This is a genomic window from Mesorhizobium shonense (assembly GCF_040545255.1).
Classification (GTDB): domain Bacteria; phylum Pseudomonadota; class Alphaproteobacteria; order Rhizobiales; family Rhizobiaceae; genus Mesorhizobium; species Mesorhizobium shonense.
This window is the reverse complement of record NZ_JBEPLM010000003.1, coordinates 267,161-286,806: the sequence shown is the minus strand read 5'-3', so window position 1 is coordinate 286,806 and position 19,646 is coordinate 267,161. Positions and strand designations below refer to the sequence as shown.

General features: G+C 63.3%; 24 protein-coding genes and 1 pseudogene. All 25 read left to right on the top strand.

Annotation, left to right across the window (positions count from 1 at the left end):
• The first annotated feature begins 13 nt into the window (after window positions 1-13).
• The 25 genes and pseudogenes from rplN to ABID26_RS10690 all read left to right on the top strand — a co-directional run bounded on the left by rplN (window position 14) and on the right by ABID26_RS10690 (window position 19,638).
• The gene (rplN, locus tag ABID26_RS10810) at window positions 14-382 is read left to right on the top strand and encodes a 50S ribosomal protein L14 (RefSeq protein ID WP_006205457.1); all 369 of its coding nucleotides are present in this window, start codon (window positions 14-16) and stop codon (window positions 380-382) included.
• Between the two features lie 12 nt (window positions 383-394).
• The gene (gene rplX / locus ABID26_RS10805; protein ID WP_126054440.1) at window positions 395-709 is read left to right on the top strand and encodes a 50S ribosomal protein L24; all 315 of its coding nucleotides are present in this window, start codon (window positions 395-397) and stop codon (window positions 707-709) included.
• Window positions 702-1,280, top strand: a complete 579-nt coding sequence (gene rplE, locus ABID26_RS10800; protein ID WP_095777622.1) for a 50S ribosomal protein L5 — start codon at window positions 702-704, stop codon at window positions 1,278-1,280. The genes rplX and rplE overlap by 8 nt, the downstream gene beginning before the upstream one ends.
• Window positions 1,281-1,306: 26 nt before the next feature.
• Window positions 1,307-1,612, top strand: a complete 306-nt coding sequence (gene rpsN, locus ABID26_RS10795; protein WP_095777623.1) for a 30S ribosomal protein S14 — start codon at window positions 1,307-1,309, stop codon at window positions 1,610-1,612.
• Between the two features lie 12 nt (window positions 1,613-1,624).
• Window positions 1,625-2,023 carry a 30S ribosomal protein S8 gene (gene rpsH / locus ABID26_RS10790; protein WP_059188496.1) on the top strand — a complete coding sequence of 133 codons (399 nt, stop codon included), beginning with the start codon at window positions 1,625-1,627 and terminating at the stop codon, window positions 2,021-2,023.
• Window positions 2,024-2,113: 90 nt separating this feature from the next.
• Window positions 2,114-2,647, top strand: a complete 534-nt coding sequence (gene rplF / locus ABID26_RS10785; protein WP_126084111.1) for a 50S ribosomal protein L6 — start codon at window positions 2,114-2,116, stop codon at window positions 2,645-2,647.
• 138 nt (window positions 2,648-2,785) lie between these two features.
• Window positions 2,786-3,148 (top strand): 50S ribosomal protein L18, encoded by a 363-nt coding sequence (gene rplR, locus ABID26_RS10780; protein ID WP_126100240.1) that lies wholly within the window; start codon window positions 2,786-2,788, stop codon window positions 3,146-3,148.
• A gap of 155 nt (window positions 3,149-3,303) precedes the next feature.
• Window positions 3,304-3,867, top strand: a complete 564-nt coding sequence (gene rpsE / locus ABID26_RS10775; protein WP_126100241.1) for a 30S ribosomal protein S5 — start codon at window positions 3,304-3,306, stop codon at window positions 3,865-3,867.
• 25 nt (window positions 3,868-3,892) lie between these two features.
• Complete coding sequence (rpmD, locus tag ABID26_RS10770; RefSeq protein ID WP_027170355.1) at window positions 3,893-4,090, top strand: 50S ribosomal protein L30; 198 nt, start codon at window positions 3,893-3,895, stop codon at window positions 4,088-4,090.
• A 22-nt stretch (window positions 4,091-4,112) separates the two neighbouring features.
• On the top strand, window positions 4,113-4,586 hold the full coding sequence (gene rplO, locus ABID26_RS10765; protein WP_126100242.1) for a 50S ribosomal protein L15: 474 nt from the start codon (window positions 4,113-4,115) through the stop codon (window positions 4,584-4,586).
• Window positions 4,587-4,776: 190 nt separating this feature from the next.
• Window positions 4,777-6,117: a preprotein translocase subunit SecY gene (gene secY, locus ABID26_RS10760; RefSeq protein WP_126100243.1), complete on the top strand. Its 1,341-nt coding sequence runs from the start codon at window positions 4,777-4,779 to the stop codon at window positions 6,115-6,117.
• Window positions 6,114-6,704, top strand: a complete 591-nt coding sequence (locus ABID26_RS10755; RefSeq protein ID WP_126100244.1) for an adenylate kinase — start codon at window positions 6,114-6,116, stop codon at window positions 6,702-6,704. The genes secY and ABID26_RS10755 overlap by 4 nt, the downstream gene beginning before the upstream one ends.
• A gap of 207 nt (window positions 6,705-6,911) precedes the next feature.
• Window positions 6,912-7,280, top strand: coding sequence for a 30S ribosomal protein S13 (gene rpsM, locus ABID26_RS10750; protein WP_027170351.1), 369 nt, complete (start codon window positions 6,912-6,914; stop codon window positions 7,278-7,280).
• A gap of 123 nt (window positions 7,281-7,403) precedes the next feature.
• Window positions 7,404-7,793 carry a 30S ribosomal protein S11 gene (gene rpsK / locus ABID26_RS10745; RefSeq protein ID WP_006205444.1) on the top strand — a complete coding sequence of 130 codons (390 nt, stop codon included), beginning with the start codon at window positions 7,404-7,406 and terminating at the stop codon, window positions 7,791-7,793.
• Between the two features lie 97 nt (window positions 7,794-7,890).
• Window positions 7,891-8,901, top strand: a complete 1,011-nt coding sequence (locus ABID26_RS10740) for a DNA-directed RNA polymerase subunit alpha (RefSeq protein ID WP_059188661.1) — start codon at window positions 7,891-7,893, stop codon at window positions 8,899-8,901.
• A gap of 104 nt (window positions 8,902-9,005) precedes the next feature.
• Window positions 9,006-9,437, top strand: a complete 432-nt coding sequence (rplQ, locus tag ABID26_RS10735) for a 50S ribosomal protein L17 (RefSeq protein ID WP_126100245.1) — start codon at window positions 9,006-9,008, stop codon at window positions 9,435-9,437.
• Window positions 9,438-9,626: 189 nt separating this feature from the next.
• A complete protein-coding gene (locus tag ABID26_RS10730) occupies window positions 9,627-11,120 on the top strand; it encodes a DegQ family serine endoprotease (protein ID WP_126100246.1) in 1,494 nt (497 codons plus the stop codon).
• 105 nt (window positions 11,121-11,225) lie between these two features.
• The gene (locus tag ABID26_RS10725) at window positions 11,226-12,533 is read left to right on the top strand and encodes a replication-associated recombination protein A (protein WP_292301394.1); all 1,308 of its coding nucleotides are present in this window, start codon (window positions 11,226-11,228) and stop codon (window positions 12,531-12,533) included.
• 4 nt (window positions 12,534-12,537) lie between these two features.
• Window positions 12,538-13,200 (top strand): DUF930 domain-containing protein, encoded by a 663-nt coding sequence (locus ABID26_RS10720; protein ID WP_245459966.1) that lies wholly within the window; start codon window positions 12,538-12,540, stop codon window positions 13,198-13,200.
• Window positions 13,201-13,360: 160 nt separating this feature from the next.
• Window positions 13,361-14,191, top strand: a complete 831-nt coding sequence (locus tag ABID26_RS10715; RefSeq protein ID WP_126100248.1) for an aspartyl/asparaginyl beta-hydroxylase domain-containing protein — start codon at window positions 13,361-13,363, stop codon at window positions 14,189-14,191.
• Between the two features lie 261 nt (window positions 14,192-14,452).
• Window positions 14,453-15,421, top strand: coding sequence for a helix-turn-helix domain-containing protein (locus tag ABID26_RS10710; RefSeq protein WP_354415281.1), 969 nt, complete (start codon window positions 14,453-14,455; stop codon window positions 15,419-15,421).
• 139 nt (window positions 15,422-15,560) lie between these two features.
• Window positions 15,561-17,078, top strand: a complete 1,518-nt coding sequence (adh, locus tag ABID26_RS10705; protein WP_126100250.1) for an aldehyde dehydrogenase — start codon at window positions 15,561-15,563, stop codon at window positions 17,076-17,078.
• Window positions 17,079-17,143: 65 nt separating this feature from the next.
• Window positions 17,144-17,510: pseudogene (locus ABID26_RS10700) on the top strand (DUF779 domain-containing protein).
• Window positions 17,511-17,734: 224 nt separating this feature from the next.
• Complete coding sequence (locus ABID26_RS10695; protein WP_126100252.1) at window positions 17,735-18,721, top strand: RluA family pseudouridine synthase; 987 nt, start codon at window positions 17,735-17,737, stop codon at window positions 18,719-18,721.
• A 41-nt stretch (window positions 18,722-18,762) separates the two neighbouring features.
• Complete coding sequence (locus tag ABID26_RS10690) at window positions 18,763-19,638, top strand: DMT family transporter (protein WP_189521567.1); 876 nt, start codon at window positions 18,763-18,765, stop codon at window positions 19,636-19,638.
• Window positions 19,639-19,646 lie beyond the last annotated feature (8 nt).

Here is a 19,646-nt window from a genome sequence, read left to right as displayed (position 1 = left end):
AAGGCGGCCAGTCATGATTCAGATGCAAACAAACCTCGACGTCGCGGACAACTCCGGCGCCCGTCGTGTCATGTGCATCAAGGTGCTGGGCGGCTCGAAGCGGAAGTATGCCTCCGTCGGCGACATCATCGTGGTGTCGATCAAGGAAGCCATCCCGCGCGGCCGCGTGAAGAAGGGCGATGTGATGAAGGCGGTCGTGGTTCGCACGGCCAAGGACATTCGCCGCCCGGACGGCAGCGTGATCCGTTTCGACAAGAACGCGGCCGTTCTCGTCGACAACAAGAAAGAGCCAATCGGCACGCGTATCTTCGGGCCGGTTCCGCGCGAGCTTCGCGCCAAGAACCACATGAAGATCATCTCGCTCGCGCCTGAAGTGCTGTAAGGAGCCGGACCAATGCAAAAGATCAGAAAAGGCGACAAGGTTGTCGTGCTTGCCGGCAAGGACAAGGGCCGTTCGGGCGAAGTCCTGTCGGTGCAGCCGAAGGAAGACACCGCGCTCGTGCGCGGCGTGAACCTCATTCGCCGTCACCAGAAGCAGACCCAGTCCCAAGAGGGCGGGATCATCACCAAGGAAGCGCCGATCCACCTGTCGAACATCGCGCTGGCCGACCCCAAGGACGGCAAGCCGACCCGCGTCGGCTTCACCATCCAGAAGGACGGCAAGAAGGTGCGCGTCGCCAAGCGTTCGGGAGAAGTCATCAATGGCTAAGGCTGAAACCAAGCAGGCGGCTGCCAAGAACGAGCCGCGCCTCAAGAAGGTCTACCAGGAGACCATCCGCAAGGCGTTGCAGGAGCAGTTCGGCTACGACAACGAGATGCAGGTTCCGCGCATCGACAAGATCGTGCTGAACATGGGCGTCGGGGAGGCGACCGGCGATTCCAAGAAGCCCTCGGTCGCGGCCGAGGATCTCGCGCTGATCGCCGGCCAGAAGGCTGTCGTCACCCGCGCCCGCAACTCGATCGCAGGCTTCAAGGTGCGCGAGAACATGCCGATCGGCGCCAAGGTCACGCTGCGCAAGGAACGCATGTACGAGTTCCTCGACCGTCTCGTGAACATCGCGCTGCCGCGCGTCCGCGACTTCCGCGGACTGAACCCGAAGAGCTTTGACGGCCGTGGCAACTACGCCATGGGCATCAAGGAGCACATCGTGTTCCCGGAGATCAACTACGACAAGGTTGATCAGGTCTGGGGCATGGACGTCATCGTTTGTACGACGGCGAAGACGGACGACGAGGCGAGAGCACTGCTCAAGGCCTTCAACTTCCCCTTCCGCCAGTAACGGCAGCGAAAAAGGAAAAATCTGAAATGGCAAAGACCAGCTCAGTCGAGAAGAACAACCGGCGCCGCAAGCTCGCCGGCCAGTACGCCGCCAAGCGCAAGGCGCTCAAGGAAATCGTCATGGATCAGTCCAAGCCGATGGAAGAGCGTTTCCGCGCCCAGTTGAAGCTTTCGGCGCTGCCGCGCAACTCGGCCAAGATCCGTATCCGCAACCGCTGCGAAGTCACCGGCCGTCCGCGCGCCTACTATCGCAAGCTCAAGCTTTCGCGTATCGCGCTTCGCGATCTGGGCAACAACGGCCAGATCCCGGGCCTGGTCAAGTCGAGCTGGTAAGGAGACACTGAGATGTCATTGAGCGATCCTCTCGGCGATATGCTGACCCGCATCCGCAACGCCTATGGCCGCAAGAAGTCGAGCGTCTCGACCCCGGCCTCGCGTCTGCGCGCCCGCGTTCTCGAGGTGCTGAAGTCGGAAGGCTATATCCGCGACTACAGCCAGACCGACTTCGACAACGGCAAGTCGGAAATCGAGATCGAGCTGAAGTATTTCGACGGCGCGCCGGTCGTGCGCGAGATCGAGCGCGTCTCGAAGCCTGGCCGCCGCGTCTATGTCTCGGCCAAGTCGATCCCGCAGGTCGCCAACGGCCTCGGCATCGCCATCCTTTCGACGCCGAAGGGCGTCATGGCCGATCACGAGGCACGCGAGCAGAATGTCGGCGGCGAGATCCTCTGCCAGATCTTCTGATCCGGCGCGAGATTGATGAATGGGCTTCGGTTCTCGGGATCGCGCCCGGGAACTGGAACCTGAAACGAAAGAAGTGACGAGGACAACAAAATGTCTCGTATCGGAAAGAAACCCGTTTCGCTGCCGCAGGGCGTGACCGCGACCGTCAACGGCCAGACCGTGACGGCGAAGGGCCCCAAGGGCGAGCTGAAGTTCGTGGTGAACGACGAAGTGCTGGTCAAGATGGAAGGCAGCGAGATCGCTGTCGAGCCGCGCGACCAGTCGAAGACCGCCCGCTCCAAGTGGGGCATGTCGCGCACGCAGATCGTCAACATCCTGCAGGGCGTCAAGGACGGCTTCGAGAAGAAGCTCGAGATCACCGGCGTCGGCTATCGCGCCGCCATGCAGGGCAAGAACCTGCAGTTGGCGCTCGGCTTCAGCCACGACGTGGTCTATGAGACGCCGCAGGGCATCACGATCTCGGTGCCGAAGCCGACCGAAATCACGGTCTCGGGCATCGACAAGCAGCAGGTCGGCCAGGTCGCCGCCGAGATCCGCGAATATCGCGGTCCGGAGCCCTACAAGGGCAAGGGCGTGCGTTATGCCGACGAGCGGATCGTGCGCAAGGAAGGCAAGAAGAAGTAATAGGCTTGGCCCCGAAAAGTTGCAGACTTTTCGGAAAGAGCCAAGCCAGAGAAGTGTAACGCCGCGGGGCGCGATCGCGGGAGGCTTGGCCTATCGCACAGGGTTGCCCCCGTTTTCTGAAGGCAAGGAACTGACATTATGGCAAGCCCCAAGGAAACCACCCAACGCCGCGCGCAGCGCGTGCGCCGCCAGCTGAAGAAGGTCGCCGGCGAGCGTCCGCGCCTCTCGGTGCACCGCACCTCGAAGAACATCTACGTCCAGGTCATCGACGACGCGAAGGGCCGCACGCTGGCCGCCGCCTCGACGCTGGAGAAGGACCTCAAGGGTTCGCTCAAGACCGGCGCCGACACCGCGGCCGCTGCCGCGGTCGGCAAGCTGATCGCCGAGCGCGCCACGAAGGCTGGCGTCAAGGAAGTCGTCTTCGATCGTGGCGCCTACATCTATCATGGCCGTGTCAAGGCGCTGGCCGAGGCCGCCCGCGAAGGTGGTCTTAGCTTCTAAGCATGATCCCGGACGGAAGGTCCTCGCGGCGAAAAAGTTGCAGACTTTCCGGACCAGATCATGCAATGGAGAAAATGAATTTCACCGCCGGCAACCCACGAGAGGCGCCGGCATTTCAGCAACCCGTGCTTCCGGAAAAGAACAAGGACTAGGATATGGCACAGGAACGTAGGGAAGGCGGCCGCGGCCGCGAGCGTGAAGAGCGCGATGACGGCATGGTGGACAAGCTCGTCCACATCAACCGCGTCGCCAAGGTGGTGAAGGGCGGCCGTCGCTTCGGCTTTGCCGCTCTCGTCGTCGTCGGCGACCAGAAGGGCCGGGTCGGCTTCGGCCACGGCAAGGCGCGCGAAGTGCCGGAAGCGATCCGCAAGGCGACCGAGTCGGCCAAGCGCGACATGATCTTCGTGCCGCTGCGCTCGGGCCGCACGCTGCATCACGACGTCGAGGGCCGCTGGGGAGCCGGACGCGTGCTGCTGCGCGCCGCCAAGCAGGGTACCGGCATCATCGCGGGTGGCCCGATGCGCGCCGTCTTCGAGACGCTCGGCATGCATGACGTGGTCGCCAAGTCGATGGGTTCGTCGAACCCGTACAACATGGTTCGCGCCACCTTCGACGCGCTGAAGAGCCAGATGCATCCGAAGGATGTGGCTGCCGCGCGCGGCATCAAGTACTCGACCCTTCAGGCCCGCCGCGGCACCGCCGTCGCGACTGAAGAATAGTCGACGCTGACCAGGGATTTCGACCATGGCCAAGAAAGCTACCAAGACCATCACCGTCGAGCAGATCGGTTCGCCGATCCGCCGGCCGAAGGAGCAGCGCGCGACGCTGGTCGGCCTCGGCCTCAACAAGATGCACAAGCGGCGCACGCTGGAAGACACCCCTTCCGTGCGCGGCATGATCGCCGCCGTCCAGCATCTCGTCCGCGTCGTGGACGAGGCCTGAACGGAACCGCAGGAGAACGAAGATGAAACTCAACGATCTGCGTGACAAGGACGGCGCCACGCACTCCAGGAAGCGCCTCGGTCGCGGCATCGGCTCCGGCTCGGGCAAGACCGCCGGTCGCGGCGTCAAGGGCCAGAAGGCGCGCTCCGGCGTAGCCATCAACGGCTTCGAGGGCGGCCAGATGCCGCTCTACCGGCGCCTGCCGAAGCGCGGCTTCAACAACCTGTTCGGCAAGAGCTTCACCGTCGTGTCGCTCGCCCGCATCCAGGCCGCTATCGACGCCAAGAAGCTCGACGCCAAGGCGACCGTGACGGCCGAGACCCTGATCGCTGCCGGCGTCATCCGGCGCGCCAAGGACGGCGTGCGCGTGCTCTCCGACGGCGAGCTCAAGGCCAAGCTCAACTTCGACGTCGCCGGCGCCTCCAAGGCGGCGATCGAGAAGATCGAGAGGGCCGGCGGCTCGGTGAAGCTGCCGGAAGCGGCCGCCGCCGAGTAACGGCGATTTGAAGCGCGGCCGGCGGGAATGATTTGTTTTTGCCGGCGAACCGCGTTTCGATCTGATCAATTAGGCGGCCGCGTCAACGCGGCCGCTTGCATGTTTACGGTCCGGAGCTTATCTCGTGAGCTTCGGTGACACGCGCCGCCTGAGCTGCGGGCATCGAGCGTGACCTAGCGGAGAATCAGGCATGGCTTCGGCTGCTGAACAACTAGCCTCCAATCTGAATTTCGCGGCCTTCGCCAAGGCCGAGGATCTGAAGAAGCGCATCTGGTTCACCATCGGCGCGCTGCTCGTCTACCGCCTTGGCACCTATATCCCGCTCCCCGGCATCAACCCCGACGCTTTCGCGCAGGCCTTCTCCTCGCAGAGCAAGGGCGTGCTCGGCATGTTCAACATGTTCGCCGGCGGCGCCGTGCAGCGCATGGCGATCTTCGCGCTAGGCATCATGCCCTACATCTCCGCCTCCATCATCATGCAGCTCATGACCTCGGTCATCCCCTCGCTGGAATCGCTGAAGAAGGAAGGCGAGCAGGGCCGCAAGATCATCAACCAATACACGCGCTACGGCACCGTGCTGCTTGCCTTGGTGCAGGCCTACGGCATTTCGATCGGCCTCGAGGGCGGCAACGGCATCGTCAACGATCCCGGCATGTTCTTCCGCATATCGACCGTCGTCACGCTGGTCGGCGGCACCATGTTCCTGATGTGGCTCGGCGAGCAGATCACCGCGCGCGGTATCGGCAACGGCATTTCGCTGATCATCTTCTCGGGCATCGTCGCCGGCCTGCCGCGCGCCATTTCCGGCACGCTGGAACTCGGCCGAACAGGTGCGCTGTCCACGGGCCTCATTCTCGCGATCATCGTTCTCGCCATCGTCGTCATTGCGGTCATCGTGTTCTTCGAGCGCGCGCAGCGCCGCCTGCTCATTCAGTATCCGAAGCGGCAGGTCGGCAACCGCATGTTCCAGGGCGATACCTCGCACCTGCCGCTGAAGCTCAACACCTCGGGCGTCATCCCGCCGATCTTCGCGTCCTCGCTGCTGCTCCTGCCGGCAACGGTCGCCGGCTTCTCGCAGACGACCAACCTGCCGGCCTGGGCAAGCACGGTTCTGGCGTCCCTCGGCCACGGCCAGCCGCTCTATATGGCGTTCTACGCGGCGATGATCATCTTCTTCGCCTTCTTCTACACGGCGATCGTCTTCAACCCGAAGGACACGGCCGACCAGCTCAAGAAGCATTCCGGCTTCATCCCGGGTTATCGGCCAGGTGAGCGCACGGCCGAATATATCGACTATGTTCTGACGCGTATCACCGTCATCGGCGCCATCTACCTGGTGCTGGTGTGTCTATTGCCTGAGTTCCTGATTTCAGCGACTGGCGTACCTTTCTACCTCGGTGGCACATCGCTTCTGATCGTGGTCAGTGTCACGCTCGACACGGTGGCGCAGATTCAGGGTCACCTGATCGCGCACCAGTATGAGGGCCTGATCAAGAAGTCGAAGTTGCGCGGGGGTAAGAGGAGCAGATGAGGCTGATATTGCTTGGGCCGCCAGGAGCGGGCAAGGGGACGCAAGCACAGAGACTGGTAGAAAAACACGGCATACCCCAGCTTTCGACGGGTGACATGTTGCGTGCCGCCGTTCAGGCCGGGACCGAAGTCGGCAAGCGCGCCAAGGCGGTGATGGATGCCGGCGAGCTGGTGTCCGACGCGATCGTCAACGCGATCGTCGCCGAGCGAATCGACCAGCCCGATTGCGCCAGGGGCTTCATCCTCGACGGGTATCCGCGCACGCTGGTGCAGGCCGACGCCGTCGAAGCGATGCTTGCCGAGCGTGGCATTGCGCTCGACAGCGTCATCGAGCTCGTCGTCGATGACAAGGCGCTGGTCGGGCGCATCGTCAAACGGGCCGAGGACGCCAAGGCCGCCGGGCAGCCGGTGCGCAAGGACGACAACCCGGCGGTATTCGAGGAGCGCCTGCGCGAATATTACAAGAAGACGGCGCCGCTAACCGGCTATTACTATGCCAAAGGCAGGCTGAGAACCGTCGACGGCATGGCCAGCATCGACGCGGTGACCGCGGAGATCGAGAAGGTGCTCGCGGTGACGGCGAAGTAGGCCGTTCCGACAAGTAACGATTGCGCTTGACTGGAAGGAGCCGTTGGGGTATGGCGGCCCGTCTTCCTGTCAGGCATGGACTTTGCTTGCCCGCAAGGGCAGGGCAGTCGTTTTGAACCAGGAAACTCCCGCAAGGGCCGGCCTCCACCGGACGCGGGGCAACTTAGATAGCGCCGGCTTGTCCGGCCCATATGGAGATGAGAAGAAATGGCTCGTATAGCCGGCGTCAACATTCCGACCAACAAGCGCGTCGTCATCGCGCTTCAATATATTCACGGCATCGGCAAGAAGTTTGCCCAGGAGATCGTCGACAAGGTCGGCATCCCGGCCGACCGCCGCGTCAATCAGTTGACCGACGCGGAAGTGCTGCAGATCCGCGAGACGATCGACCGCGACTATCAGGTCGAAGGCGACCTGCGCCGCGAAGTCTCGATGAACATCAAGCGGCTCATGGACCTCGGCTGCTACCGCGGCCTGCGTCACCGCCGCTCGCTGCCGGTCCGCGGCCAGCGCACGCATACCAATGCGCGCACCCGCAAGGGCCCGGCCAAGGCGATCGCCGGCAAGAAGAAGTAATTGAGCGAATAGTGAGTAGTCATTAGCGAGTAGGGTTCTATTCGCTACTCACTACTCGCTACTCGCTTCCAAGGTGGAGCCGCTGGCATTACGGCGGTGTAGAGATCAACTGAAAGGACTACCATGGCCAAGGAAGCCGCTCGTGTTCGCCGTCGCGAACGCAAGAACATCTCGTCGGGCGTTGCCCATGTCAATTCGACCTTCAACAACACGATGATCACCATCACCGACGCGCAGGGCAATTCGATTGCCTGGTCGTCGGCCGGCGCACAGGGCTTCAAGGGTTCGCGCAAGTCGACCCCGTTCGCCGCCCAGATGGCTGCCGAGGACGTCGCCAAGAAGGCCCAGGAACACGGCATGCGCATGCTCGAGGTCGAGGTCTGCGGACCCGGCTCCGGCCGCGAATCGGCGCTGCGCGCCCTGCAGGCTGCCGGCTTCACCATCACCTCGATCCGTGATGTGACGCCGATCCCGCACAATGGCTGCCGCCCGCGCAAGAAGCGTCGCGTCTAACATTTGAACGCCGCGTGAGCGCCGAGACGCTCCTCCGTGGCAATTCCAGGCTGCCCGCCACGATTGGATGGTGGCGGGTCCAAGGAAGGAAGACAACATGATCCAGAAAAACTGGCAGGAACTGATCAAGCCGAACAAGATCGAGTTCTCGTCGAAGAAAAAGACGCTGACCACGCTGGTGGCAGAGCCGCTCGAGCGCGGCTTCGGCCTCACCCTCGGCAACGCGCTGCGGCGCGTGCTTCTGTCTTCGCTGCGCGGCGCGGCCGTCACCGCTGTGCAGATCGACGGCGTGCTGCATGAATTCTCGTCCATCGCCGGCGTGCGCGAGGACGTGACCGACATCGTCCTCAACATCAAGGAAATCGCCATCCGCATGGAAGGCGATGGTCCCAAGCGCATGGTCGTGCGCAAGCAGGGTCCGGGCGCCGTGCTCGCCGGCGATATCCAGACTGTCGGCGACGTCGAGATCCTCAACCCCGACCACGTGATCTGCACGCTGGACGAGGGTGCGGAGATCCGCATGGAGTTCACCGTCGACACCGGCAAGGGCTACGTGCCGGCCGAACGCAACCGCGCAGAGGACGCGCCGATCGGCCTGATCCCGGTCGACAGCCTCTACTCGCCGGTCAAGAAGGTCTCCTACAAGGTCGAGAACACCCGCGAGGGCCAGGTCCTCGACTATGACAAGCTGACCATGACCATCGAGACCGACGGTTCGATCTCGGGCGAGGACGCAGTGGCTTTCGCCGCCCGCATCCTGCAGGACCAGCTCAGCCTGTTCGTCAACTTCGACGAGCCGCAGAAGGAAGTCGCCACCGAGGCCGTCACCGAGCTCGCCTTCAACCCGGCGCTGCTCAAGAAGGTCGACGAGCTCGAGCTGTCGGTGCGTTCGGCCAACTGCCTGAAGAACGACAACATCGTCTACATCGGCGACCTGATCCAGAAGACCGAAGCCGAGATGCTGCGCACCCCGAACTTCGGCCGCAAGTCGCTGAACGAGATCAAGGAAGTGCTGGCGGCGATGGGCCTGCACCTCGGCATGGAAGTGCCGGACTGGCCGCCGGAAAACATCGAAGACCTCGCAAAACGTTACGAAGACCAATATTGAGCATGAATTCCAAGGATCGGCGGCGCGAGCCGCTCGATCCGACGGTCATGCGGAAAACCATCAGAGGCCGTGGCCTCTTGAACAACTGAAGAAGGAAAAGAGCCATGCGCCACGGTTTCAAAGGCCGTCGCTTCGCCCGCAGCGTAAGCCACCGCAAGTCGATGTTCGCCAACCTCGCCGTGTCTCTGATCGAGCACGAGCAGATCGTCACCACCCTGCCGAAGGCGAAGGACCTGCGTCCGATCGTCGAGAAGCTCGTCACGCTCGGCAAGCGCGGCGACCTGCATGCCCGTCGTCAGGTCATCGCCCAGATCGGCAACGAGCCGGTCGTGAAGCGCCTATTCGAGACGATTGCGCCGCGTTACGCGCAGCGCAACGGCGGCTATCTGCGCATCATGAAGGCGGGCTTCCGCAAGGGCGACAACGCCGCGATGGCGGTGATCGAATTCGTCGACCGCGACACCTCGGCCAAGGGCGCAGCCGACCGCGCCCGCCTCGAAGCCGAAGGCGGCAGCGAGGAAGCCGCGGCCGCCTGAGGCTTCGGTTTCAACGAAAGACTTCGAGGGGCCTTCGGGCCCCTTTTGCATTTCGAGGCGAAGCCTCGGAGCGAGCGGATTTTCGCACGCGAGCGCATGCTTTTGCGCGACAAGTGCCTGATTTCCGTGCATTAGCCTTTCATTCTGCACAATCGTCGGGACAATGGCGCCTGATCTGGAGGATTCGGAATGCACCTCAAACGGCTGTTTCTCATTGCAGTTTGCGCGCTCGCCGCTTTCGCCGCGGCACCTGGCGTCAGACAGGCATTGGCCGAGGATGCCGCCAAGCCGGCCGATCCCGGTCTCTCCGATGTGCTGACCGATCTTTTGCACGGCGTCGAAGGCGAGAACGCCACCTCGGGCCCTGACAAGCGCGTGCCGTTCGGCCGCGAGGAGGTGCAGCTTTCCTTCGCTCCGCTGGTCAAGCAGACGGCGCCCGCCGTGGTCAATGTCTATGCCTCGCAGACCGCCAAGGTGACCTCGCCCTTCGAAGGCGATCCCTTCTTCGAGGAGTTCTTCGGCCGCGCCAAGCCGCGCGCCCAGTCCTCGCTGGGCTCCGGCGTGCTGGTAGATCCGAGCGGCGTCATCGTCACCAACTATCACGTTATCAAGGACGCCGACGAAGTGAAGGTGGCGACGGCCGACGGGCGCGAATTCACCTCGAAGGTGATGCTCAAGGACGAGACGCTCGATCTCGCCGTGCTCAAGATCGCGGCCGACAAGCCGTTCCCCGTGATCGCCATCGGCGATTCCGACGCGCTCGAGGTCGGCGACCTGGTGCTGGCCATAGGCAATCCGTTCGGCGTCGGCCAGACCACCACCAGCGGTATCGTTTCCGCACTTGCCCGCAGCCATATCGGGGTCTCGGATTCGGGCTACTTCATCCAGACAGATGCCGCCATCAATCCGGGCAATTCCGGCGGCGCGCTGATCAACATGGGCGGCCAGCTGGTCGGGATCAACACGGCGATCTACAGCCGCAGCGGCGGCTCGATCGGCATCGGCTTCGCCATCCCGTCGAACATGGTGCGCGCCTTCGCCGATGCGGCGAAGGCCGGCCTCGACTTCTTCGAGCGGCCCTATATCGGCGCCGAATTTGAAGCCGTGACGCCGCAAATCGCGGAATCGCTGGGCATGGAAAAGCCGACTGGCGCGCTGGTCTCCTCGGTCGATGCAACCGGCCCGGCCGGCAAGGCCGGACTCAAGCCGGGCGACGTCGTGCTGTCGCTCAACAACACCCCGGTCGAAAGCATCGAGGCGCTGGACTACCGCATGGCGACGCTGTCGATCGGCACCAAGGCCACCTTCGCCGTGCTGAGCAAGGGCCAGCAGGCGACGCTGGAGATTGCCTTGGAGCGCGCGCCGGAGGGTGCCAAGGCCGCGGAAGTCACTTTGCACGGTCGCAGCCCGTTCTCGGGTGCCAAGGTGGCGGAACTGTCTCCGCGCCTTGCCCAGCGGCTTGGCCTGCGCACCGATTTGAAGGGCGTCACCGTGGTTGACATCAACCGCGATTCACCGGCCGCCGATTTCGGCTTCCAGCCGGGCGACATCGTGCGGGAGGTGAACGGCACGAGCATCGATACGGCGACAACGCTGGCACAGATCGCCCAGCAGGACACGCGCTGGTGGCGCTTTACCGTCGAGCGCGGCGGGCAGACACTGCGCCAAGTGTTGCGTTATTGAGGCGATCTTCCCATTTAGAGCATGATCCCGAAACGTGGGAACCGATTTTCGGATGAGATCATGCTCCAAAAGGAGCGGGGATCGCGCTCCAACCAGAAGACATGCATGGCCGATCTGTTCAGCTTAGACGAACCGGAGAAGGCGCCGACCGGCCGGCCGCTGGCTGATCGGCTGCGCCCGAAAAACCTTGGCGAGGTTGTCGGCCAGGAGCATCTGACCGGGCCGGACGGCGCGCTGACGCGATTGATCGATTCAGGCTCGCTCGGCTCGATGATCTTCTGGGGGCCGCCCGGCACCGGCAAGACGACAGTGGCGCGGCTGCTTGCCGGCGAGACCAATCTTGCCTTCGAGCAGATCTCGGCGGTGTTTTCCGGCGTTGCCGACCTCAAGAAAGTGTTCGAGGCGGCCAAGCTCAGGCGCTCCAACGGCCGCCAGACGTTGCTTTTCGTCGATGAGATCCATCGCTTCAACCGTGCCCAGCAGGACGGCTTTTTGCCGGTCATGGAAGACGGCACGGTGGTGCTGGTCGGCGCCACCACCGAAAACCCGTCCTTCGAACTGAACGCCGCGCTTCTGTCCCGTGCGCGCGTGCTCGTCTTCCGCTCGTTGGGCGAGGAGAGCATCGCAAAACTCCTGGCGCGCGCGGAAGAAACCGAGGGCAGGGCGCTGCCGCTGGACGACGAGGCGCGCGCCATGCTGATCCGCATGGCCGATGGCGACGGCCGCGCCTCGCTGACGCTGGCCGAGGAAGTCTGGCGCGCCGCCAAGCCCGGCGAGGTGTTTGGGCCGGAGGGTCTGCAGCGCGTCATCCAGCGCCGCGCGCCGATCTACGACAAGGGCCAGGACGGTCATTACAATCTGATCTCGGCGCTGCATAAATCGGTGCGTGGCTCGGACCCCGATGCCGCCCTCTATTACCTTGCCCGCATGTTCGATGCCGGTGAGGATCCGCTCTATCTCGGGCGCCGGCTGGTGCGTATGGCGGTGGAGGACATCGGCCTTGCCGACCCGCAGGCACTGGTCATCGCCAATGCCGCCAAGGACGCCTATGACTATCTGGGCTCGCCCGAGGGCGAGCTCGCCTTTGCCGAGGCCACCGTCTATCTCGCCACCGCGCCGAAATCGAACGCCGTCTACACCGCCTTCAAGGCGGCGACTTTGGCCGCCAAGGAATTCGGCTCGCTGCTGCCGCCGAAACACATCCTCAACGCGCCGACCAAGCTGATGAAGGAAGAGGATTACGGCGCCGGCTACCGCTACGACCACGACGAGCCGGATGCCTTTTCGGGCCAGGACTATTTCCCGGAAAAGATGGGCCGCCACACCTTCTACGATCCGCCGGAGCGCGGATTCGAGCGCGATATCCGAAAACGGCTGGAATATTGGGCAAAGCTGCGTAAAGAGCGGGAGTAACTGCTTGCGCGGCCCGGCGAGCCTGGCGCCCCGCAGCGAAGCTTCGCCATGGGGCATCTCGGCCTCAGTCGCGCTCCACGCCTTGCTCGCCGCGACTCTCGCCCTGATGCCACTGCCCAAATGGCCGAAGCAGCTGGAGGAAGAGCGCGTGTCGGTGGACATCCTGACGCCGCAGCAGTTCGAGGGTTCGACCCGGCCGGCACCGAAACCAGCCACCGCGGAGCTGCAAGCACCAAAACCGCAGCCCGTGCCAAGCCCGGCAAAGCCTCCGGCCCAACCCAGCATGATCCGTGCGACCGAAATGCTGTCGGCCAAGACGATTGCCGATCCGCGCAGCAGGCAGGTCCGGGCCGATCTTGCGACATTCGCCTCCGACGAGCGTATGACCCAGCTTTGCAATATCGAGGCGATGGACCAGATTCACAAATGGAGGGCGGATTTCCAGCCCGATCGCGTGGTGGCCTATGCAACGGCCGAGGAAAAGATCACCGGTACCACGGTCATGGCCGACGGCGCAGCCTTCCGCAGCCGGAGAAACTGGTACGCGCTGAAATTCAACTGCGCGCTGGCGCGGGACGGCGAAAGCGTCATCGGCTTCGAATTCCTCGTCGGCGATCCCGTGCCACGGGAGAAGTGGGACGAGCTTGGCCTGCCGGCTGTGCATTGACCAGAAATGGAGTGATACACTCCAGATATTTGTTAGTTACCCTCGGGCTATCGCGCCAGCATTGTGCAGGGAAACAAAAAATCCTATCAAGGCGCACGGCCGACGGGGGTCGCCGTGATTTGGCTCATGCGAACAGGATCGCGCTCCCGCGCAAAAGACTATGACAAAGCAAACCCGTAAGACCCTTCGTCAGGCTGCAATCGCAGTCCCACTTCTCGCGCTCGGCTTTTACTACATCCCGATCCTGACGACGATCTGGATCGTCTGCGGTCTGATCGACGTGCTGCGCAATGCAAACAAGGACCTGTCGTTATTCCGCGGCTATTTCCTCGGCAACGGCATCTTTACCTGGCTGCTGTCGCCCTTCAACCTGTTGGTTGACTTGCTTTGCTACCGGAACCCGGGCGTATGGAAGCTGGAGCAGTTTCCTGCCGACTATCAGCGTGAGGTCAACGAGGTTCTCGACGTCTTTAAGGCTCGCAAGGACGAGATTATCGCCGATATCGACGCCAATTTCGGCACCGGTCGGCGCGGCATGTACGTCTATCAGTGGTATGGCAAGCACAAGATCGATAACGTCGCGGAATTCAACAAGGACTACAAATACATCAAGACCATCGCGGTCTCGGTCTTCAGGGGCAAGGAATCGACTTCCTGGCATTTCGGGCCGCTGCGGCTCAGCCTGCGCATCCTCTACAACCTGTTGCCGGTGAAGGCCGAGATTTTCGTCGAGTGCAACAACGCCAGGAACTACTGGCACGACAATCCGCTCTACATTTTCGACGACACCCTGCTTCACCGTTCGGTCAACGAGTATGACGGGCGCCGCTACTGCGTGTTCATGGACATCATCCGCCCATCGCCATTCCCCGGCCTCATCGCCGGCCTTCTCGCCGTCGTCTCGGTGAGCGTCGAGCGCATCAATTCCATGTTCTACAAGAACTGGAAGATGATCGGTTCGTCCAAGGCCAAGAAGGCAGCCGCCAACTGATCACCGGCGGAACCCGAAGGTTGGAGCATCACTCGATCTGGCCCGTCTTAAACCAACGTCTTATGGCGGCGGCAGGCCGGGACCGTTAGGACTCCACAGCAATTCTGCGAAAATTCGGAGGGGTTTTCCGTCCGGAATTGCGCAAAATCAAAGACCTGTGCGGCCAGCCCTATTATCGAAAGCTGAACCGCTGGTGTCGGATATGTTCATGCGAGCATGACGACGGAGCGGAAGGAGGTTCCGCTCGCCGGGAGGATTAGGTTGATCGGACGGCAATCAGCCGTGCATGCGGATCTGGTCCAGGCCTCGATCGCGAAAAGCGAGGCGGCTCATTCGGCGCTGGTCGCATCATGGCGGCGCTCCCTGCAATTGCATCACCTTGATCCCGCGGAGCGCAAGGCGCCCAGGCGGTTGACCGAAGGCGAACTGAGAGGGGCCCGGCAGCGCATGGAGCAAATGATCCGCGCCGCCGAAGGGAGCCTCAACCGGCTTTACCTCGCCGTCGGCGGTGTCGGCTGCTGCGTGATGCTGGCCGACCGCGACGGCATTCCCCTCGAGCGCAGGGGCGCCGTTGCCGATGACGAGACCTTCGACGAATGGGGCCTGTGGACCGGCACGGTCTGGAGCGAGGAGAGCGAGGGCACCAACGGGATCGGTACCTGCATTGCCGACCAGCGGGCTCTCACCATTCATCGCGACCAACACTTCTTTTCCCGCAACACGCTGCTCAGTTGCACGACGGCGCCGGTCTATGATCACGAAGGCAATCTGGCGGCGGCACTCGACGTGTCGTCTTGCCGGGCGGATCTGACGGAGGGTTTCGTCCAACTCATCGCTGTCGCCGTGGGCGATGCCGCGCGTCGCATCGAGGCCGAGAATTTCCGCATGGTTTTTTCAGGCGCCCGCATTCTGTTGGCCCCGGCCGCCGAGCGCACCGCCGGCGCGCTCATTGCGGTCGACGCGGACGATCTGGTGATCGGCGCGACGCGCAGCGCGCGCCTGGCGTTCGGCATAACGCGCGAAGTCCTGGCCAAGGGGCTGCTGGCAGCCGATATCCACGGCGACACGCCAGGCGCCAGGGAAGACTTCGACGATGCCGAGCGCGGCGTGCTGCAGCGGGCGTTGGCGCGCGCCGGCGGCAACGTCTCGACGGCGGCGCAAAGCCTCGGCATTTCGCGCGCGACGCTGCATCGCAAGCTCGCCCGCTTCGCCATCCGCCGCCCGCATTGATTTCATGATGTGGCCTGTCGCAGTTCTGCGACACTCGGCGGCCGCGATCGTCTCGCTCCGGGCTGACAAGCCGAAGCTTATCCGCGACCCTTTCTCCTGACGCGCCGCATCTCGCGGCGTGCTTCTTTGGGAGGAAGTTATGAACAAGGTAGAATTTTCGCGCGCAGCCAAGGTTCCTTTCGCCAAGCGTTACGACAACTTCATCGGCGGCAAGTGGACGGCGCCGCACTCTGGCAAATATTTCGAGAATATCTCGCCGGTCACCGGGCGGCCCTTGTGTGAAATCGCCCGCTCGGATGCGACGGACATCGAGGCAGCGCTCGATGCCGCGCACAAGGCCAAGGACGCCTGGGGCAAGACCAGCCCAGCGGAGCGCGCGCTGATCCTCCATCGCATCGCCGATCGCATGGAAGAGAATCTCGATCTGCTGGCGCTCGCCGAGACTTGGGACAACGGCAAGCCGATCCGCGAGACGACCGCGGCCGACCTGCCGCTGGCTGTCGACCATTTCCGCTATTTCGCCGGCGTGCTCCGCGGCCAGGAAGGCTCGATCTCCGAGATCGACCACGACACCGTCGCCTATCATTTCCATGAGCCGCTCGGCGTCGTCGGCCAGATCATTCCATGGAACTTCCCGCTGCTGATGGCCTGCTGGAAGCTGGCGCCCGCTCTGGCCGCCGGCAATTGCGTCGTGCTGAAGCCGGCCGAGCAGACCCCGGCGACGATCATGCTGTGGGCCGACCTCATAGGCGATCTTCTGCCGGAAGGCGTGCTCAACATCGTCAACGGCTTCGGCCTCGAGGCGGGCAAGCCGCTAGCGTCGTCGAACCGTATCGCCAAGATCGCCTTCACCGGCGAGACGACGACCGGCCGTCTGATCTCGCAATATGCCAGCCAGAACCTCATCCCGGTGACGCTCGAGCTCGGTGGCAAGTCGCCCAACATCTTCTTCCAGGACGTGACGGTCGAGGACGACGACTTCTTCGACAAGGCGATCGAGGGCTTCGTCATGTTCGCGCTCAACCAGGGCGAGGTCTGCACGTGCCCCAGCCGCGCGCTGGTGCACGAGAAGATCTATGACAGGTTCATGGAGCGCGCCCTGAAGCGCGTCGAGGCAATCGTTCAGGGCGATCCGCTCGACCCGGCGACCATGATCGGCGCGCAGGCTTCGAGCGAGCAGCTGGAGAAGATCCTCTCCTACTTCGACATCGGCCGCCAGGAAGGGGCCGAAGTGCTGATCGGCGGCGAACAGAACCATCTGCCGGGCGACCTTGCCGGCGGCTACTACGTCAAGCCGACCGTGTTCAAGGGCAACAACAAGATGCGCATCTTCCAGGAAGAGATCTTCGGCCCGGTGGTGTCGGTGACGACCTTCAAGGATGACGACGAGGCGCTGTCGATCGCCAACGACACGCTCTACGGCCTCGGCGCCGGCATCTGGAGCCGCGACGCGAACCGCTGCTACCGCTTCGGCCGCGCCATCCAGGCCGGCCGCGTCTGGACGAACTGCTACCATGCCTATCCGGCGCACGCCGCCTTCGGCGGCTACAAGCAGTCCGGCATCGGCCGCGAGACGCACAAGATGATGCTCGACCATTATCAGCAGACGAAGAACATGCTGGTCAGCTACAGCCCGAAGAAGCTCGGCTTCTTCTGATCCTCCTGGGGCGCGTAGGGGAGGGTACGGCAAGCCGTACCCTCCTGTCATGACAGGAGGATCGCATGGACAAGGACTCGTTGGGCAAAGTGTCGGCCACGCCCGAGGCCGAAGTGTTGCTCGCCGAGATCATCGCCGATCACGGGCCGGTGCTGTTCCACCAGTCCGGCGGTTGCTGCGACGGGTCCTCGCCGATGTGCTACCCGCGCGGCGAGTTCATGATCGGCGACAATGATGTGAGGTTGGGCGAGATCGGCGACACACCGGGTCTATATCAGCGCCTCGCAATTCGAGGCGTGGAAGCACACCGACCTCATCATCGACGTCGTGCCGGGCAGGGGCGGCATGTTCTCGCTCGACAATGGCCGCGAGAAGCGGTTTCTGACGCGCTCGACGGTCTGTGCCGTGTCAGCGCCATCTTCGAAGAATTGACTGGACGGGAGAAACCTACCGATCCGCGACGATTGGGGTAATCGTCGCGCTTTGTTGGGTCTGTGGCTCGCAACCCGCCTGCCTTAAAGCACGTCGCGCTGAGCTATTCAGGCGACGTGCTTTAAGTCTTTGTTTTGAGCATGTCGTTCTCCCAAAACCGCTCCGCACTTTTGGGCGACCTGCTTTAGTGCTATGGCGCCGCTTTCAAACGGAAAAGCGTATCCATGGCAGGTGTTGAACAAATCACGGTGGAAGCCGGCGAGGCGGGCATGCGGCTCGACCGCTGGTTCAAGGTCCACTATCCGGGCCTTGGCTTTGGCCACCTGCAGAAGCTCTTGCGCTCCGGCCAGGTCCGCATCGATGGCGGCCGGGTGAAGGCAGACACGCGGGTCGAGCCCGGCCAGACCGTCCGCATCCCGCCGCTCGACGTCGACAAGAAGGGCGATGCCCCGCTCACCGGCCACTCGATCCGCAACCAGGGCGATGCCGATGTGCTGGCCAAGATGCTGCTGCACGAGGATCCAAAAGTCTTCGTCTTCAACAAGCCGGCCGGCTTGGCCGTGCAGGGCGGCTCCGGCGTCACGCGCAATGTCGACGACATGCTGGAGGCCTGGCGCAACCAGAAAGGCGAGAAGCCGCGCCTCGTCCACCGCCTCGATCGCGACACCTCCGGCGTGCTGGTCGTTGCCCGCACCCGCCTTGCGGCGATGAAGCTGTCGGAAGCGTTCAGGGCCCGCGAGACCAAGAAGACCTATTGGGCCTTGGTCAAGGGCGTGCCGCCGAAGCGCGAGGACAAGATCTCGACCTGGCTGGTCAAGGAGGCGACGCCGGACGGCGACCGCGTCCGCATCGCCAAGCATGGCGAGAAGGGCGCCGACCATGCCGTGTCCTACTACCGCATCGTCGAGCAGGCGGCGCAGTCGCTGTCCTGGCTGGAGATGGAGCCTTATACCGGCCGCACTCATCAGCTTCGCGTCCATGCCGCCCATATCGGCTGCCCGATCATCGGCGACCCCAAATATTTCGAGGCCGATACCAATTGGGAATTTCCGGGCGGTATCCAGAACCGTCTGCATCTTCATGCGCGCCGCATCGTCATCCCCCATCCCGACCAGGGCGTCATCGATGTCACAGCGCCGATGCCGCCGCATATGCGCCAGAGCTGGAACCTGCTCGGCTTCGACGAGCAGAGCGCGGAGGACTTCAATTGAGTGGCGCCACCGATATGCTGGACCGCCGCGATACGGTCGACATGACGGCAGCCGCCATGATGGTCGGGCTGACGCTGTCCTGGGGGCTGAACTATGTCGCCGCCAAGGTCTCCTATGCTGGCTACGACCCGGTGTTCGTGTCGATCGCGCGCTCGATCCTCGGCGGTCTCTGCGTTCTCGGCTGGTGCCGGCTGCGCGGCATCAAGCTGTTCGAAGCGGACGGGACACTGATCGTCGGCGCTGCCGTCGGGGTGCTCTTCGGTGTCGAGTTCCTGTTCCTCTATATCGGGCTGGAGTACACGACCGTTGCCCGCAACACGCTCTTGGTCAACACCATGCCTTTCTGGGTGCTGGTCGGCGGCCACTTCCTGCTCGGCGAGCGCATCAATGCGCGCAAGCTTGGCGGTCTCGTGCTGGCCTTTTGCGGCCTGCTGGCCGTGTTCTCCGACGGCATCGTCGCCGGCAAGGACGCGACGCTGACGGGTGATCTGCTCAGTCTCGTCTCTGGCATCCTCTGGGCGTTGACCAGCATCGTCATCAAGCGGTCGAAGCTGGTCGGGACCAGCGCCGAGAAGCTCTTGCTTTATCAATTGGCGGGCGCCGCCATCGTCGGTGCCCTGGTGATGCCGTTCGCCGGACCGCCGATCCGCGCGTTCGCTGCATTGCCGACACTGGCTTTGATGTTCCAGTCTTTCTATATCGTCGCCTTCACCTATGTGTTGTGGTTCTGGTTGCTGACGCGCTATCCGGCAGCAGGCTTGTCGAGCTTCGCTTTCCTGTCACCGGTGTTCGGCGTTCTGTGTGGCGCGGTGCTGTTGGGCGAGCCGCTGACGATCAGGATTTTCCTGGCGCTGGCGCTGATCGCCGCCGGGCTGATCATCGTCAATCGCCCGGCGCGCAGGCAGCCCACAGTGTAAGGAGTTCG